At 68.5% G+C, this 16179-nt stretch carries 16 protein-coding genes; 11 read left to right on the top strand and 5 right to left on the bottom strand.

Translation table 11 applies throughout. From position 1 onward, the window contains the following. Positions 1-47: 47 nt before the first annotated feature. Genes HYG95_RS06290 through HYG95_RS06280 form a run of 3 tightly spaced genes read left to right on the top strand, consistent with a single transcriptional unit; the run spans position 48 to position 3969 of the window. Positions 48-1277: a heavy-metal-associated domain-containing protein gene (locus HYG95_RS06290; protein ID WP_181697055.1), complete on the top strand. Its 1230-nt coding sequence runs from the start codon at positions 48-50 to the stop codon at positions 1275-1277. After that, complete coding sequence (locus HYG95_RS06285) at positions 1274-2665, top strand: decarboxylase (protein ID WP_181697054.1); 1392 nt, start codon at positions 1274-1276, stop codon at positions 2663-2665. The genes HYG95_RS06290 and HYG95_RS06285 overlap by 4 nt, the downstream gene beginning before the upstream one ends. After that, positions 2662-3969 carry a pyridoxal-phosphate dependent enzyme gene (locus HYG95_RS06280; RefSeq protein WP_181697053.1) on the top strand — a complete coding sequence of 436 codons (1308 nt, stop codon included), beginning with the start codon at positions 2662-2664 and terminating at the stop codon, positions 3967-3969. Before HYG95_RS06285 ends, HYG95_RS06280 begins: the two co-directional genes overlap by 4 nt. Here the strand turns inward: HYG95_RS06280 and HYG95_RS06275 are convergent, their stop codons facing one another. Then, on the bottom strand, positions 3970-5463 hold the full coding sequence (locus HYG95_RS06275) for a condensation domain-containing protein (RefSeq protein WP_370465697.1): 1494 nt from the start codon (positions 5461-5463) through the stop codon (positions 3970-3972). A 207-nt stretch (positions 5464-5670) separates the two neighbouring features. Here HYG95_RS06275 and HYG95_RS06270 point away from each other — a divergent pair, with 207 nt between their 5' ends. From HYG95_RS06270 to ligD, 3 genes are all read left to right on the top strand, one after another. After that, positions 5671-6054, top strand: coding sequence for a cold shock domain-containing protein (locus HYG95_RS06270; protein ID WP_356983004.1), 384 nt, complete (start codon positions 5671-5673; stop codon positions 6052-6054). A gap of 123 nt (positions 6055-6177) precedes the next feature. Continuing rightward, positions 6178-7257, top strand: a complete 1080-nt coding sequence (locus HYG95_RS06265) for an ATP-dependent DNA ligase (RefSeq protein WP_181697051.1) — start codon at positions 6178-6180, stop codon at positions 7255-7257. Beyond that, entirely contained in the window at positions 7254-8252 is a 999-nt protein-coding gene (gene ligD, locus HYG95_RS06260) for a non-homologous end-joining DNA ligase (protein WP_181697050.1), read from the top strand. Before HYG95_RS06265 ends, ligD begins: the two co-directional genes overlap by 4 nt. Position 8253: 1 nt before the next feature. On the opposite strand, the gene HYG95_RS06255 is transcribed toward ligD, so the two are convergent. Further along, positions 8254-8952 (bottom strand): hypothetical protein, encoded by a 699-nt coding sequence (locus HYG95_RS06255; protein ID WP_181697049.1) that lies wholly within the window; start codon positions 8950-8952, stop codon positions 8254-8256. Positions 8953-9078: 126 nt separating this feature from the next. Then, the gene (locus HYG95_RS06250) at positions 9079-9624 is read right to left on the bottom strand and encodes a TetR/AcrR family transcriptional regulator (protein ID WP_255495028.1); all 546 of its coding nucleotides are present in this window, start codon (positions 9622-9624) and stop codon (positions 9079-9081) included. A gap of 234 nt (positions 9625-9858) precedes the next feature. On the opposite strand from HYG95_RS06250, the gene HYG95_RS06245 reads away from it, so the two are divergent. Next, a complete protein-coding gene (locus HYG95_RS06245; protein ID WP_181697048.1) occupies positions 9859-11289 on the top strand; it encodes an SDR family oxidoreductase in 1431 nt (476 codons plus the stop codon). 71 nt (positions 11290-11360) lie between these two features. Then, complete coding sequence (locus HYG95_RS06240) at positions 11361-11735, top strand: DUF2784 domain-containing protein (RefSeq protein ID WP_181697047.1); 375 nt, start codon at positions 11361-11363, stop codon at positions 11733-11735. Here the strand turns inward: HYG95_RS06240 and HYG95_RS06235 are convergent. Further along, positions 11716-12462, bottom strand: coding sequence for an alpha/beta fold hydrolase (locus HYG95_RS06235; RefSeq protein WP_181697046.1), 747 nt, complete (start codon positions 12460-12462; stop codon positions 11716-11718). The genes HYG95_RS06240 and HYG95_RS06235 overlap by 20 nt on opposite strands. A 22-nt stretch (positions 12463-12484) precedes the next feature. Beyond that, positions 12485-13054: a TetR family transcriptional regulator gene (locus HYG95_RS06230; protein ID WP_181697045.1), complete on the bottom strand. Its 570-nt coding sequence runs from the start codon at positions 13052-13054 to the stop codon at positions 12485-12487. A gap of 108 nt (positions 13055-13162) precedes the next feature. Between HYG95_RS06230 and HYG95_RS06225 the strand changes: the two genes are divergently transcribed. From HYG95_RS06225 to HYG95_RS06215, 3 genes are all read left to right on the top strand, one after another. Continuing rightward, positions 13163-14374 (top strand): FAD-dependent monooxygenase, encoded by a 1212-nt coding sequence (locus HYG95_RS06225; RefSeq protein WP_181697044.1) that lies wholly within the window; start codon positions 13163-13165, stop codon positions 14372-14374. Positions 14375-14401: 27 nt separating this feature from the next. Next, complete coding sequence (locus HYG95_RS06220) at positions 14402-15442, top strand: nucleoside hydrolase (protein ID WP_181697043.1); 1041 nt, start codon at positions 14402-14404, stop codon at positions 15440-15442. Then, the coding region (locus tag HYG95_RS06215) for an amidohydrolase family protein (protein ID WP_255495027.1) at positions 15439-16179 on the top strand (741 nt) is incomplete at its 3' end. The genes HYG95_RS06220 and HYG95_RS06215, both read left to right, overlap by 4 nt.

The following is a 16179-nucleotide window of genomic DNA, read 5'->3' as shown; positions in this document are numbered from 1 at the left end:
GTCGCGCTCGCGGCCGAAAACCGTTGTCCGCGCGTATCGTTGACGAGGTGCACCCCGCGCAGCAGTACGACCGCCGTGTCGCTTCGCAGGTCCTCGCCCGGCTCGCCGCGCCCGGAATCTTCACCGGCGTCGAGACCGCGCCGGTCCGGATCACCTTCCGCGCACGGGCTTTACAGCCCGAGCCGGGCGGGCGGCTCACCCAGTCGCAGCGGATGTATCTCGAGCGCTTCATGCGCCCGTGCCGCCCGGAACAGGTGACCAGCGCGACGCATCGCATCACCTGGACCGACAGCGCGGGCATTCCCAATACTGCGCACTACCGCCGCGACGGCGCCGGACCGGAGCTGGCCGTGGTCGCCAGGGAAACCGTACTGGCACTGTGGGATTCATTGGCACGATCGGGTCTTCCGGAGCGTGCCGCCGAGCTGAGCGAGCACGAACGGTCGGTGCTGGCAGCGACCACCACCGACCACGAACCGCACGAGATCTTCCGGGTCGGCATCGAAGCCGCCGGGCGGGCCCTGGTCCAGCACGGCCTCCTCGCCGCCGACACCCCATATCGCGACATCACCGAATTCGCATGTGGAATGCGCGATTCGGGAATCTTCGCGGCGGTGGCGACCCGGTGGTTCTGGGAGTTGCAGGCCTCGACCTATCGGCGGGGCATGATCCCGGTCCGCTTCACCACCTCGCCCGACGGCACCGTGCGGTACACACCCGAGTCGGTGGCGGTTCTGCGGGCGATGAAGGAGGCGACCATCGCCGACGCGCACGCGGTGATGCGCAAGGCGACCACCGAGGAGGGCCTCGATGTCGAGCAGGCGGTGGCCAAGTACCACGACGACCTCGATCTGATCTCGCGGCAGTACGCGCTGCTGCCGCCCGGCACCGGGCCGACGTGTCTCGCGACGCCACCGGCAGCGGACGGGTCGTCGGTGCTTGGCGCGGTCGCGAATCAGTTCGTCGAGACGTTCGTGGCGCTCACGGGGCTCGTGGAGGCCGTCGAAGACGTCACCGAGGTAGCGGCCGGCAACGAACCGCTCGCCGACGACAGTGTGTTCGCGGTGCCGGACATGAGTTGCCGCCACTGTGTGCGGACCATCGGCGCCCTGCTCGAGTCGATGGACGTTGCGGTGATCGACATCGATCTGGCTTCCAAACGGGTGATCGCCCGGATTCGCAGCCCGCGCCATCGGTTACGGGTGTTCGAGGCGTTGCGCGACGGCGGGTACAACCCCGTCGACGAGGTGCCCTCGCCCGGCACACCGGTGGAATGACCCCGCCTGCCGTTCCCGCTGCCCTGCACCCGGTCGTGGCGGCGTTCCTCGAGGACCGGGCGGCGGTGCACGCGGCGCTGGAGCGATTCGGCTCACCGCTGCACCTGGTCTTCCCGCAGGTGTTCGACGACAATCTCGCCGCGCTCACCGGGGTGCTGGACAGGGCACGGTGCAGGTCTCGGATCTACTACGCGCACAAGGTGAATCGGTCCGCGGCCTTCGTGCGCTCGGCCGCGCGGGCGGGGATCGGTATCGACGTCGCGTCCGGGGCGGAGTTGTGGTCGGCGCTGGACGCGGGCTTCGCGCCCGACCGAATCGAGATCACCGGGCCCAAAGGGTTGTCACTGTTGCGGACGGCCGTCGCGGCGGGAGTGACGCTCAATGTCGACAACCTGTGGGAGTTGGCACGTATCGCCGACATCGCGGATACGCAAGTGCCGGTGCTGCTGCGTCTTTCGGGGTTTCCGGGAAGTGCGCCGAGCCGGTTCGGCATCGATCTCGGCCAAGTGGGCGAGGCGTTCGATCTGCTCGCCCGGCACCCCGATCGGCTGGCACTGCTCGGTGTGGCCTTCCACCTCGATACCGCGTCCACACAGGAACGGGTACGGGCCGTCGGCGAGTGCCTGACGGTGATCGAACGGGCCTACGCGCGCGGGTTCACACCGTCGGTGCTCGACATCGGCGGCGGGCTACGTCAGGTCTTCGTGGCCGACTTGGCCGCCTACGACGCCTACGACCAGGCGCTGCGGGCCGGACTGCTCGGCCAGGGGCCTGCCCTGCACTGGGGTACGGGCAGTTTCGGCTATCACGTCGCCGACGGTGTCGCACACGGCACGCCGGTGTTCCACAAATACGCCAATACGGAATCGGCCACCGACATCCTGACCGAACTCCTCGACGCTCCCCTGCCGGGGCACGGCGGCCGGGCGCTGAGCGCGGTGCTGGCGGACAACCTCCTGGACCTGTGGCTGGAACCCGGTAAGGCGCTGGCCGATCGCGCGGGGATCACCGTGGCCCGGGTCGAATTCGTGAAGCGGGCGGGGTCCGGGGCGACGCTGGTACATCTGGATCTGAGCCGCGACACCGTCACCGCCGCCGACCAGGAGGTGCTCATCGATCCCCTCGTGCTGTCCGAGTCCGGCGAATCCGCGCCCGCCGGAGTGTTCTTCGCCGGTCATCTGTGTTTGGAACGTGACCTGGTGACCCAGCGGCAGGTGCGGGTGCCGCGGATCCCCGTCCCCGGCGACCCGGTGGTGTTCCCCAATACCGGCGCCTACCACATGGATCTGTCGGCAGCCAACGCCGCCATGCACCCCACGCCACCGAAAGTGGCTGTGCTGCATCGTGACAGCCGATTCGAGCTGTGCGGCGATGAGGTGTGGCGATGATCTACTCCCACATCACCGAGCTGATCGGCAACACTCCCTTGCTCCGCCTCGACCCGCGGGTGCACGGGCTCGCTGGGGTCGAGCTGTATGCGAAGCTCGAGTCGCACAACCCGTTCGGGTCGGTGAAGGACCGCATCGCCTGGTCCATGATCCGCGACGACATCGAGGCGGTGGCGGCAGGCGGGCAGTCGTTCATCGAGGCATCCAGCGGCAATACCGCCAAGGCGCTGCGGGTGCTCGGCGCGCTGCACGGGGTTCCCTTGCGTGCGGTCACCAACCGTATCCGGGTCACCGAGGTACGCCAGTTGCTGCAGTTTCTCGGCACCGACATCGTGGAGCTACCCGGTCTGTCCGAATGCCCGGATCCGCATGCGGCCGATGATGTTTCGGCGGTCATCGAGCACACCACCGGGCAGACGCCCGAGCGCTGGTACCACCCGTCCCAGTACACCAACGAGCGCAATGTCGAGGCGCACCGCGACGGTACAGGCGCCGAGATCGCCGCCGACCTGGCCGCGGCGGGCATCGAACACCTCGACTACCTCGTGGGTGGGCTCGGCACCACCGGGTCCACCCGTGGCACCGCCACCGCGCTGCTGGCCGCCCACCCGGCGCTGCGCACGATCGGCGTGGTGTCGGACCGGTTCGATTTCATTCCCGGCATCCGCTCCGAACGCGAGATGTGGGACGTGGGCCTGTTCCGCCCGGATTTCTACCACGACATCGTCACCGTCGACTCCGCCACCGCCATCGATGCCACGCTCGATCTGGTGCGCGGATACGGCGTACTCGCGGGTCCGACCAGCGGTGCGGGCTATGCCGCCGCTCTGCGTACGCTCGCCGACGCTCCACGCCCCGAGGACCGCCCGCTGGTCGCCGTGCTCGTCGTCTGCGACCGGCTCGAGCCGTACCTGTCCTATTTCGCCAAGCGCCGACCCGACCTGTTCGGTGCGCCCGAGGCCCCACCAGCACCGGACACCGGCTCCGCACCGGCGCTGACGCCTGCGGAGCTGGCCGAACTCGACCGCATCGGCCGCCCGATGGTCGTCGATACGCGCGGCGCGATGGCGTACCGGGTGGGCCACATACCGGGCGCCGTCAACCTGCGCGACGACCAGCTCGACGACATGCTCGGCCAAGGGATGCCGTTCCCGCGCTCACGGCCGATCGTGTTCGTGTGTCCGGTCGGTGAGGCGTCGCTGCGTTTCGCGGCCCTGACCCGGCAGGCCGGATACGAGGCCTTCAGCCTGGCAGGTGGGATCGTCGCCTGGCGCGACGCGGGACTGCCGCTCGAACGTGGCTGATCACACCAGCGCCCGCATCGCCCGGCGCGGCGACGGTGCCCGCCTGCCGGTGGTCGCCAGCAGCGGCGGCAACGGGCCACGGTAGCCGTCGGCGAGCAGCGCGACCACCGCGCGGAACCGGTCGACGAAACGCGCGGCGACGGCGGGGTCGAAGCGAGCGAGGGGATACAGGAAAGACCCGTCGATCCCGGCCGGAGCGCCGTGGGTTTCATAGTGCGCGGTGAGGCCGAACTCGAGATCGTGCTTGGCGCGCACCACACCGGTCGGCACATCCGTGATCGAGAACGCCTGCGCGGCGGACGGTTTTGTTCGCGTCGACTTCTGCAGGATGAGCGTCGCCTGGAACAGCGGCAGCGCGGCGTCCTGCGGCAGACACCGCTTCAGTCGCGGATTCGGAGTGTCGGGGTGGGCGTAGGCGGCCAGGGCGACCCGGCGGACCTGGTCGATGAGTTCGTCGATGTCGGCCGCACGGTCCAGGCGCACCCGCATCAGCACATCATCGGAGAAGTTGCCGACGAGGTCGTCGAGCAGTCGGTGGTCGCGGCCCGAAACCGCCGTCGCGACAGTCACATCGGCACAGCGCGCGAACGCGCCGACGGTCACCGCGAACGCCGCCTGCAGCACCATGAACAGGCTCGCCCGCCGATCCTGGGCCAGCCGCAGCAGACCCGCGTGGGTGGTGGCGTCGAAGGCGAGGGGAATCAGCGCGCCGACGGTGGGGTCGGTCGGCGGCGCCGACTGCGGCCGCGCCGGGAATTCGAGCGATGCGGGTCGGCCTGCCAAAGCGTTGGCCCAGTAACGCAATTGGTGGGTGGCCCGGCTCCACTCGTCGGTGAACTCGCCGAGCTGGGCGTGTTTCCACAGCGTGTAGTCGGTGTAGGTGACCGGCAGCGGCTCCCAGCGCGGGGCCGTGCCGGTGTGGCAGGCCAGGTAGGCGGTCACGAGGTCGCGGGTCAGCGGGGCCATCGACCGTCCGTCGACCGAAATGTGGTGCACCACAAGGGCGAGGACGACGTCGTCGGGAGCGAGGACGAACAGCCGGGCTCGCAGGGGCAGATCGCGGGCCAGATCGAACGGCCGGGCCGCCAGGTCGGCGATCTCGGCGCCGACGGCATCCTCGCCGACGTGTCGCACCGCGATGTCGAGCACGACCTCGGCCGGGTCGAGCGCCTGCTGGGCCGGCCCGTGCTCGGTCACCGGGTAGCGGGTCCGCAACGGTTCGTGCCGCGCGACCAGCAGCGCGAGGGCGTCGCGCAGAGCGTCCACATCGATATCGGCGCCACGAATGCGCAAGGCGCGGGCCACATTCCAGTCCGCGGAACGTCCCTGTTCTGCCGCATGCCACATGCGCTCCTGCGCGGGCGCCAGCGGCACGTGCGCGGGTCGGAGGCGTGGCTCGAGCGTCACCACTGGCGGCGCCGGGAAACACACCGCCTCGGCCCGCGTCGTCGCCACCGCGACACCACGACCGAAGCCCCCCGACCTGATCCCCACACCGGGATCCACCACAGACCGCCAACCTCCGCCCGTCTCGAAACAGATGTGGGACGCTAACGAGCCGATGTGAACAAACAGTTACCGCATCGTGACCAGGCCTGGGCCACCCCGCGCCGGGCCGTCGCCGACTATCCACTTTCCGGAGAAAACACCCAAAAGCCGCGTTAGAGTGGGCGACGGGAAAGCGGAGCGAGGAGCTGGTCGGTGTCTGTCGGGAAATTGGTGTCTTTCGATGGTTCGCGGGGTTTCGGGTTCATCCGCCCCGAAGACGGTGGGCCCGATGTGTTCGTCCACGTCAACGACATCGGTCTGGACGAGGACGAACTGCGCCAGGGCAGGCTTTTCGAATTCGAGGTCACCGAGGGCGATCGCGGCCCCAAAGCCGTCAACCTGACCGCCGCCGGGCACAGTGCCCCGAGCGCCCGCAGCCGCAAGGGCGGAGGCGAACGGCTCGGGTCCGAGGAAATGCGCAGGCAGATCACCGAACTCCTGCTCGAGGCATCGCCCGCCCTCACCGCCGCCGAGATCATCACCATTCGCGACCGGTTCACCACCTTCGCCGACGAACACGGCTGGCTCGACAGCTGATCCGAACGCGCTGATCACGATCCGCGTGTGTGTCGGTCCCCCGGCCTACGATCGCATGGCACCGATTAATCGGGTGCGCTCGCGACGTCGATACGGGTGACAGGAACCCGCGAGGAGGATCGGATGGATCTACCGGTGATGCCGCCAGTGCGCCCGATGCTGGCCAAATCCACACCGTCGCTGCCCCGCGAACCCGGGCTGAGCTACGAACCCAAATGGGACGGCTTCCGCTGCATCGTCTTCCGCGACGGCGACGAACTCGAACTGGGTTCGCGCAACGATCGTCCGCTCACCCGGTATTTCCCCGAATTGGTCGACCTGCTCAAAGCGGCACTGCCGCAACGGTGTGTGATCGACGGCGAGATCGTGGTCGTCACCGAGAACGGTTTGGATTTCGACACACTGCAGCAGCGCCTGCATCCGGCCGCCTCGCGGGTGAACAAGCTCGCCGTCGAGACCCCGGCCAGTTTCGTCGCCTTCGACCTGCTCGCCAACGGCGATCGCGACCTCACCGGTGAACCGTTCTCCGAACGGCGCCGGGAACTGGAAACGCTGCTGCAAGCCGCACCCGGCCGTATCCATCTCACCCCCATCACCCAGGACCCGGACACGGCCCAGGACTGGTTCACCCGGTTCGAGGGCGCGGGTTTCGACGGGGTGATGGCCAAGGCCGACGACCTGGCGTACATGCAGGACAAACGGGTGATGCTCAAGATCAAACACGAACGCACCGCCGATTGCGTGGTCGCCGGCTACCGGATGCACAAGGACGGCGAAGGGGTCGGCTCCCTGCTGCTCGGCCTCTTCGACGACAAGGGCAACCTCCACCACGTGGGCGTCGCGTCGAGTTTCACCGCCGCCCGGCGCCGCGAATTGCTCGGGGAGCTGGCACCGTTACGCGAGAACGCGCTGGTGGACCATCCGTGGCGCGACTGGGCCGACGCGGTGGCCCAGGCCAATGCCGACGGCAAGATGCCCGGCGGGGTGAGCCGGTGGACCGGCGGCAAAGACCTGTCCTGGGAGCCGTTGCGGCCCGAACTGGTCGCCGAGGTGCGCTACGAACACGTGCAGTCGGGGCGGTTCCGGCACGGCGGGCGGCTGGTGAGGTTCCGGCCCGACCGCACACCCGAATCGTGCACATACGCCCAGCTCGACGAGGTGGCCCCGGCCGAACTCGACGCGATCTTCGGGGTGCGGTCATGAGCGCGGGGGTCGAGATCGAGGCCGACGGGCGCACGCTGACCATCAGTCATCCCGACAAGGTGTACTTCAGCAAACGCGGTGAGACGAAGCTCGACCTGGTGCGCTACTACCAGGCCGTGGCCGAACCACTGCTCGGCGTCATCGGTGACCGGCCGCTGCTGCTCGAACGCTATCCCGACGGTGCCTCCGGCAAATCGTGGTTCCAGAAGCGCGTCCCCAAGACCGCGCCGGACTGGTTGCAGACCGTCGAAGTCACCACCCCGAACGGCACGACGAGCGACGCGCTGGTCGCCCACGATCTGGCACACGTGCTGTGGGCGGTGAACCAGGGCTGTCTCGGTTTCCACGTGTGGCCCAACCACGTGCCCGACCTGCGGATCGCCGACGAACTACGCATCGACCTCGACCCCTCGCCCGGCATCACCTTCGACGATCTGCGCGGTGCCGCCGTGCGCACCCGCGAACTGCTCGCCGAACTCGGCATCGATGCCCTGGTCAAGACGTCCGGCTCACGCGGCCTGCACATCTACGCGATGCTCGAACCCCGATGGGACGGCTACCAGGTGCGCGCCGCGGCCGTGGCTCTCGCCCGCGAACTCGAGCGCCGCTTCCCCGAGGAGATCACCGCCCAGTGGTGGAAGGAGGAACGCGGCAGCCGGGTCTTCGTCGACTACAACCAGAACGCACCCCACAAAACCGTGTTCGGCGCCTGGTCCGTACGCCCCAAGGTGGGCGGCCAGGTCTCGACCCCCATCGCCTGGGACGAACTCGACACCATCGTCCCCGACGAACTCACCCTCGCCACCGTCCCCACCCGACTGACCGAACGCGGCGACCCCTGGGCCGACCGCACCCCACAGTCGATCGAACCCCTCCTCACCATGTCCGACAAGGACATGGCCGCAGGCCTGATGGACGCCCCCTGGCCACCCCAATACCCGAAAATGCCCAACGAACCACCCCGCGTCCAGCCCAGCCGAGCAAAGAAGGACTGACCTACTCGGTCCAGGGGACCCAGGTGCCGGTGTTCGCTTTGCCTTCGCAGACCAGGGCGTGGTTGTCGGTGGTGCGGCCGGTTTTGTCGACCGATGGGTCGCAGGGCTCGCCCTCGGTGTAGTAGGAGCCTGCTACGCGGTGTGGGCCCGACCAGGTGTGGCCCTTGTCGGAGCGCAGGCACAGCAGGGTGGCGCCGTCGGCGGCGACACCGAGCAGGCCGAGCTGTTCGGCTTGGCAGGGTGTGCCTTTTTGCACCACACTCGCGGCGGGCTGGCTCAGGACCGGGGTGGATCCGACCGATGTCGGGGCACCGACCGACGGCACCGCCTCGGTGGTGGTCACCGCGACCGGTGTCGTGGCCGCCTTGCTCGCCAACGCAGGCATCTCGAGTTCCAGTCCGCCGAAGAGCACCATTCCGGCCACCGCCACCGCGGCGACCTCGGCGATGCCGAGCAGCAGTGCGAGCATCGCGATCCCCCGCCCCCGCGGATGCCCGTACGACAGCAGCGCGAAGACGATCGCGATCGGGAACAGCAGGACGAGGGCTGCGGCCAGCGCCACCATCGCGTACGGATTCACCCGTGGCTGGTCGTCGCGCGCGGAGTCCTCCGGTGTGGCGTGTGGCCAACGCTGACCGTTCCAGCGCCGGTCTTCGAACTCCTCATCGGGGTCGTCGTTCCACTGCTCGTATCGTGCCATCAACCCCGGGTCCCTCTCGATCTCCCCGGCCGCGGAAACGAAACAGCGTGCGGCGCGGGGTTACGCGAAGAGGATAGGGACTCGCGCGCCGCCGGGCAGCGCAACCGGGAAAGAGTGGGCTAACTCCTAATCGGCCGAGGACGACTTCACGTGGGGGATCGTGCGATCGATGAGGGTGAGCAGGGTGTCGGTGAGCAGCCGGTGCACCTGGGGGCGGGTGAGTGTGCCACGGGTGAGCCATTCGCGCCCGGCCACTTTCACCATGCCCGCGTAGGAAACGACCAGTGCGCGCAATTGTGCATCGTCTGCCATATCGGAGCGGCCGATCATCAGCAGCATGCGCTCGGCGGCGGCATCGTCGGCCTGGTCGAGGATCTGCTGTACCTCGGGGTCGTCGCCGACGCCTTCGTGGCTGGTGACCTTCACCCAGGTGCTGCCGTGCTCGGCGATGGTGTCGAGCAACCACGACACGATGGCATCGACCCGTTCGACCGGGCTGCCCTGCGGAATGGACACCTTCTCGAGGCGGGGCAGCGTGACCATCCGGCGGACAACCGCCAGGTACAGATCACGCTTGTTGCCGAAGTAGTGGTTGATGAGCCCGCGCGCGACCCCGGCACGCTGGGCGAGTTCCGCGGTCGACACCGCCGCGTACGGGCGTTCACCGAACATCTCGATGGCACATGCCAAAATCTGCGCCCGACGCTCGTCGGGTTCGAGCCGGCGCCTGCGCGGCGGGTCTGCTGTGTCGGTGTCGAACGGGGAAATCGGGGCGCTCCGTCGGGTTCTGCGGCCGCCGCAGGGTTGCGGAGGCGGTGCACAACGATACCCAGCGGGTCCGTCGCACGGCTAATGAGACAATATTTCCGACCACCGCTCCCGCACGAAGGAATGCCGCACTCCCCGATGACCGAGAAGACGATCGATCCGGACGAGTTGGCAACCTGCCTGCGGGTGCTCGAACAGGCCGGGCAGCTGGAAAAGGAACACCCCGATTCGATCGCGGTGCAGCGCGCGGTGGGCCACATGTTCAAAAAGCTCAAGCAGCGCCGCCGGATCGAGGCCAGGCAGCAGGTCGCCGAAGCCGACCGCGCCGTGATCGCCTCGACCGCGACCGGTTCGCCGCAGCGCATCGACGACGAGACCGCGGGCATCCCGATCAAGTCCGCCGCCGACGGCGAAACCGCGGGAACGCTGGTGCGGGCACGTCCCTGCTACATCTGTAAGCAGCGCTACACCCAGGTCGACGCCTTCTATCACCAGCTGTGCCCCGAGTGCGCGGCGTCGAGCCACGCCAAGCGCGATGCCCGCACCGACCTGTCCGGCAAGCGCGCGCTGCTCACCGGCGGCCGCGCCAAGATCGGCATGTACATCGCGCTGCGGCTGCTGCGCGACGGCGCCCACACCACCATCACCACCCGGTTCCCCAACGACGCCATCCGCCGCTTCGCCGCGATGGAGGACAGCGGCGACTGGCTGCACCGGCTGCGCATCGTCGGGATCGACCTGCGTGACCCTGCCCAGGTGGTCGCCCTCGCCGACGATGTCGCGGCGCAGGGCCCGCTCGACATCCTGATCAACAACGCCGCCCAGACCGTTCGCCGTTCGGCCGGTGCCTACAGCGCGCTGGTCGAGGCCGAGTCCGCGCCGCTGCCCGTCGGGATGCTGCCGGAGATGGTCACCTTCGGCAAGACGATGCAGGCGCATCCGACGGCGCTCACCGCCTCGCTCACGCCATCGTTGTCGGCCGTCGACGTGGCCGAACTGGCCTTGGTCGCGGGTTCGGCGACGCCGGAGCGGATCGCGGCGGGCGTGGCCATCGACGCCGGTGGGCTCGTGCCCGATCTGGCGCACACCAACAGCTGGGTGCAGACCGTCGGCGAGGTGGACGCCACCGAGCTACTCGAGGTGCAACTGTGCAATTCGGTGGCACCGTTCATCCTGGTGTCGCGGTTGCGGCCGGCGATGGCGGCGGCGCCGGGCAGGCGCAAGTACGTGGTGAACGTGTCGGCGATGGAAGGCCAGTTCAGTCGCGGCTACAAGGGTCCCGGTCACCCGCACACGAACATGGCCAAGGCCGCGTTGAACATGCTCACCCGCACCAGCGCGCTCGAGATGTTCGAGTCCGATTCGATCCTGATGACCGCGGTCGACACCGGGTGGATCACCGACGAACGTCCGCACTACACCAAGGTCCGCCTGGCCGAGGAGGGCTTCCACGCACCCCTCGATCTGGTCGACGGCGCCGCCCGCGTCTACGACCCGATCGTGCAGGGCGAGAACGGCGTCGACCTCTACGGATGCTTCCTGAAGGACTACCGGCCGTCACCCTGGTGATCACCTGGTCGATGCCGAACCGGAATGTTGATCATGATTCCGATCGGCGGGCGGCCGCTTAATCTGGATATGTGCCGTTCCGGGTGTTGGCCGATCTGATCGCCGTCACCCACGTCGCGTTCATCGCGTACGTGGTCGCCGGCGGTTTCGTGGCGTGGCGGTGGCCGCGCACCATCGGGGCTCACCTGCTCGCCGCGTCCTGGGGTTTCGGCACCATCCTCATCGGTTTCGACTGTCCCCTGACCTACGCCGAGAACTGGGCCCGCGCCCGCGCGGGCGTTGCCGGCCTCCCTGAAGCCGGCTTCATCGACCATTACCTCACCGGCGTGATCTATCCCGACAGCGCCCTCGGACTGGTCCGGGCCGTGGCCGCGACCGCCGTCCTGGTCTCCTGGCTCGGCTACCTGCGTCTGCACCACCGCTCGTTCACGTCAGACACCGCGTGAGCTGCTCGGCGACCGCGCCGGGATCGCCGTCGAAGTAGAAGTGCCCGCCGGGGAAGGTGTGCAGGCTGAACGGTCCATCGGTCACCGTCTGCCACTGCTCGGCCTGAGCTCGGCTCGTGGTGGGATCCTCGGTGCTGACGAAGGCGGCCACCGGGCAATCGAGAACCGGGCCCGGCCGGTGGCGATAGGTCTCGACGGCCTGGTAATCGGCCCGGACACCGGGTAGAACCAGGTCGGCCAGGCTCGGCTCGGTGCGCAGCAGCCGCACCGGCACCGGATCGGCGGCCAGGCGCTCGAGGTTGTCGATGAGGTCGGCGTCGGAGGCCTTGTGCAGGAGTCCCGTCTCGACGAAATCCGGTGCGGGACGGCCGGAGACGATCAGTTCCAGCACCGGTTGCCCGCCGGACGCGAGTCGCCGCGCCACCTCGTAGGCGACGGTGGCGCCCATGCTGTGACCGAACAGGGCGCGCGGGGCGGGTGGCTGCCGCAGCAGATCGGCGGCGATGCGGTCGGCCAGCTCGTGCAGGTCGGTGATGAGCGGGTCGCCGAAGCGGTCCTGGCGCCCCGGGTACTGCGCGGCGAGGACCTCGATGCCGGGACCGAGGTGGCGGGCGAGGTCACGATAGAACGCGGCGGACGCACCACCGGGCGGTAGGCAGACCAACTGCCTGCGCCGGGCCGCATCGAGACGTAGAACCCGAATCCATTGCGTTGCAGCAGTGGTCACTCGCACTGTTCCCTTTCCCCGGTCAGCTGCCTGCGAGGGCACGCACGGCGGTCGACAGCTGGTCGCCGTCGAGGAGAGTTTCGCCGGGTTTCAACAGCCACAGCACACCGAGGCCCTGCGCGAGGACGAAGTACAGGCGGCCGATGGCTTCGGCCTGCCCTTCGTCGAGGTCGGGATGGGCGGCCCGGAGATCGGCCGCGAGATCACGGTAGGCCTCGTCGAGCTGGTCACCGAGCTGGGAGCGCGCTTCCTCGGAGCGCACGATGCGAACGATGTTCTCGAGACTGGCCAGCATCGCCTCGTGGTTGTCGGCGAAGACCGCGGGCATACCGTTCCACAGGCGGGCGAGACCGGACAGCGGTGAGCCGCCCGCACCCTCCTCGATGAGTCCGCGCATCCCCTCCCCCAGCGCGTCGCCGAGCGCCTCACTGAGCGCCTCGGTGACCAGACGATCCTTGGAGCCGAAGTGATAGCCGATGGCGGCCAGGCTCACCCCGGCGGCGGCGGCGATATCGCGTGCGGTCGCCTTGGCCACCCCGCGCTCCATGATCACTTTGCGCGCCCCGGCCAGCAGATCTTCTCGGTTGCCCATGACGGCGAGACTACCCGACCGTCTTAGACATTTGTACTAGACATCCGTGCAAACCTCTGTTAGACATTGGTCTAAGACATTCGTTCAACTTCTCGAGGCGGACATACTATGACCACCACTGCACTGCACGTTCTGGTCGCCGGCGGCGGCATCGCGGGCAACACGGTCGCACTCCAGTTGCTGCGCAAGGGCATTCGCACCACGGTCGTGGAACGGGCGGCGGTCCCCCGGCCCGGCGGGCAGGCGGTGGATCTGCGCGGACCGAGCAAGGAAGCGGTCGAACGCATGGGGCTGATGGAGGGCATCCGCAAGTACCAGCTCGACGAACGCGGTATGGCCTACGTCGACGGCGACGGCCGGGTCTATGCCCGAATGGCGATGGAGGACTTCGACGGCAAGGGCGCCGTCGCCGACATCGAGATCACCCGTGGCGATCTCAATCAGGTATTGCTCGACGCGGTGACCGCAGCCGACGACGGTCACCTCGACTACCGATACGGTGACTGGATCGAGCGCGTCGAGCAGGACGACACCGGCGTCGAGGTCACCTTCGCCTCGGGCGCGACCGGGCGCTTCGATCTGGTGATCGGCGCCGACGGTGTGCATTCGGCGACCCGCCGCCTGGTGTTCGGCCCGGAAGACCGGTTCGTCACCAACCTCGGCGCCTACGGCGCGTTCTTCACGATGCCGACCCCCGCCGACGCCGAACCGGGTTGGTTCGCCATGCGCCTGCTGCCCGGAGCGATGCTCGGCATCCGGCCCGACGGTGACCCTGCCACCGCGAAGGCCATCATCATGGTGCGCACCGACATCGATCCCGCCCTGCGCCGCGACCCCGGAGCCCAGCGCGCGCTCCTGCGAGGAGCCCTGCGTGACGCGGGCTGGCGGGCCCCGGAGATCCTGGCCGCGATGGAGACGACGCCGGACTTCTACTTCGACGACCTCGCCCGCGTCGACGTGCCCGAACTGGCCGTCGGCCGGGTCACGCTGGTCGGCGACGCCGGGTATTGCGGTTCTCCGCTGACGGGCATGGGTACCGCGATGGCGATCGTCGGCGGGTATGTGCTGGCCGCCGAGATCGCCGCCACTCCGCATGATCTGCCTGCGGCACTGCGCCGCTACCAGGACGCGATCACCCCATTCCTATCCAAGGCCAAGGAGATTCCTGGTGGCGGCATCGACATGATGGTTCCGCGCAGTGCCTTGATGACCCGGATGATGCGGGTCAGTGTGCGGCTGCTGACATCGCGGCCGATGCGCCCGATCACCGCGAAGCTGTTCTTCGCCGACAACGAGGACTTCGCCCTGCCGCGCTACTGAGTGCGGGCACCTGGTTACTCTCGAAACGTGGCGCAGCCGATCATCCTCGACGTCGATACCGGAATCGACGACTCCCTGGCCATGCTCTATCTGCTCGCCTCACCGGAGGCCGAGATCCTCGGGATCGCGGCCACGGCGGGCAATGTGCCTGCCGCGCAGGTGGCGGCCAATACGCTCGCCGTGCTGGATCTCGGCCGGGCACCCGAAATCGAGGTGGCACTGGGAGCGGCCGAGCCGCTGGCGATACCGCTGCGCACCACCGAGGACACGCACGGTCCGCAGGGACTCGGGTACGCGGTCCTGCCGCTGTCGCCACGCGAGGTTTCGGAGCGGTCGGCGGCGCGGATGTGGGTGGAGCTGGCGCGCGCGAATCCCGGTGCGGCGATCGGGTTGTGCACCGGCCCGCTCACCAACCTGGCGTTGGCCTTGCGAATGGAACCCGAGCTTCCTCAGCTGTTGCGCAGGCTGGTCGTGATGGGTGGGGCGTTCAATCACCCCGGCAATACGACGCCGACCAACGAGTGGAACATCCACGTCGATCCGGAAGCGGCCAAGGAGGTGTTCGACGCCTTCTCCGCCGCGCCACCGGATCGTCGCCCGCTGGTGTGCGCGCTCGACATCACCGAGAGAATCGAGATGCGGCCCGAGCATCTCGTCCTGCTGGCCGAGGCCGCGGGTAGTACCTCGCCGGATCTGGTCGCGGCGGGTCATCCGGTCGAATGGCGTTCGGCCGCAACCAATCCGATTGTGCGGTACCTCACCGACGCGGTGCGTTTCTATTTCGACTTCCACCACCAGTACGACCTGGGGTACCTCGCGCACATGCACGACCCGTTCGCCGCCGCCGTCGCGCTCGACCCCACCCTGGCGACCACCCGGCCGGCGACCGTGGACGTGGAGCTGGCCGGCACCATCACCCGGGCCACGACCGTGGCCGACTGGGCGGGCATGTGGGGCCGGGAACCCAACGCCGACATAGTGATCGGCACCGACCCGGCCGTGTTCTTCGACCGTCTCGTCACCCGCGTCGGAGCGTTCGCGCGACGCCTGTACCCGGAGCACTCATGACCATCGACACCGTCACCTATCTCGCCGATTTCCGCCGGAGGCTGGAGCTTCCCGCGATCGTCGACGTGCACACCCACTTCATGCCCGATCAGGTGATGCGCAAGGTGTGGGCCTACTTCGACACGGCCGGCCCCCTCACCGGCCGCCCCTGGCCGATCACCTATCGCGACGACGAACAGGTGCGTCTGAAAACGTTGCGCGACTTCGGTGTTCGTGCGTTCACCTCCTTGGTGTACCCGCACAAACCGAACATGGGTGCGTGGCTCAACGAGTGGACCGCCGAGTTCGCCGCCCGCACCCCCGATTGCCTGCATACCGCCACCTTCTACCCCGAACCCGACGCACCACGTTATGTGGCCGAGGCGATCGAGCGCGGTGCGCGAATCTTCAAGGTGCACATCCAGGTCGGCGGGTTCTCCCCGCTCGACCCGCTACTCGACCCGGTCTGGTCGATCCTCGCCGACAGCGGCGTCCCCGTCCTCATCCACTGTGGTTCGGGCCCCGCCCCCGGCGACGTCATCGAATCCCTGCCCATCCCAGAACTGCCCGAGCTCGCCGCCGATCCCGGCCCGACCATCGAAGCACTCGCGGGGGAGTCGGTGATCGACAACGAATACCGCCGCCTCGGTGGTCCCGGCAGTTCGATCGGTGCCCCCATCGGCCCGGAGATGCTGCTGCCCCAACGCGCGGGCACCTACCGCCTGTACACCAACGGCGTCATCGTGGCGACGAAAACC

Source organism: Nocardia sp. GTS18, assembly GCF_013839555.1.
GTDB lineage: Bacteria > Actinomycetota > Actinomycetes > Mycobacteriales > Mycobacteriaceae > Nocardia > Nocardia rosealba.
Note: the sequence above shows the minus strand (reverse complement) of the source record. Positions and strands in the feature narration are given on the sequence as shown.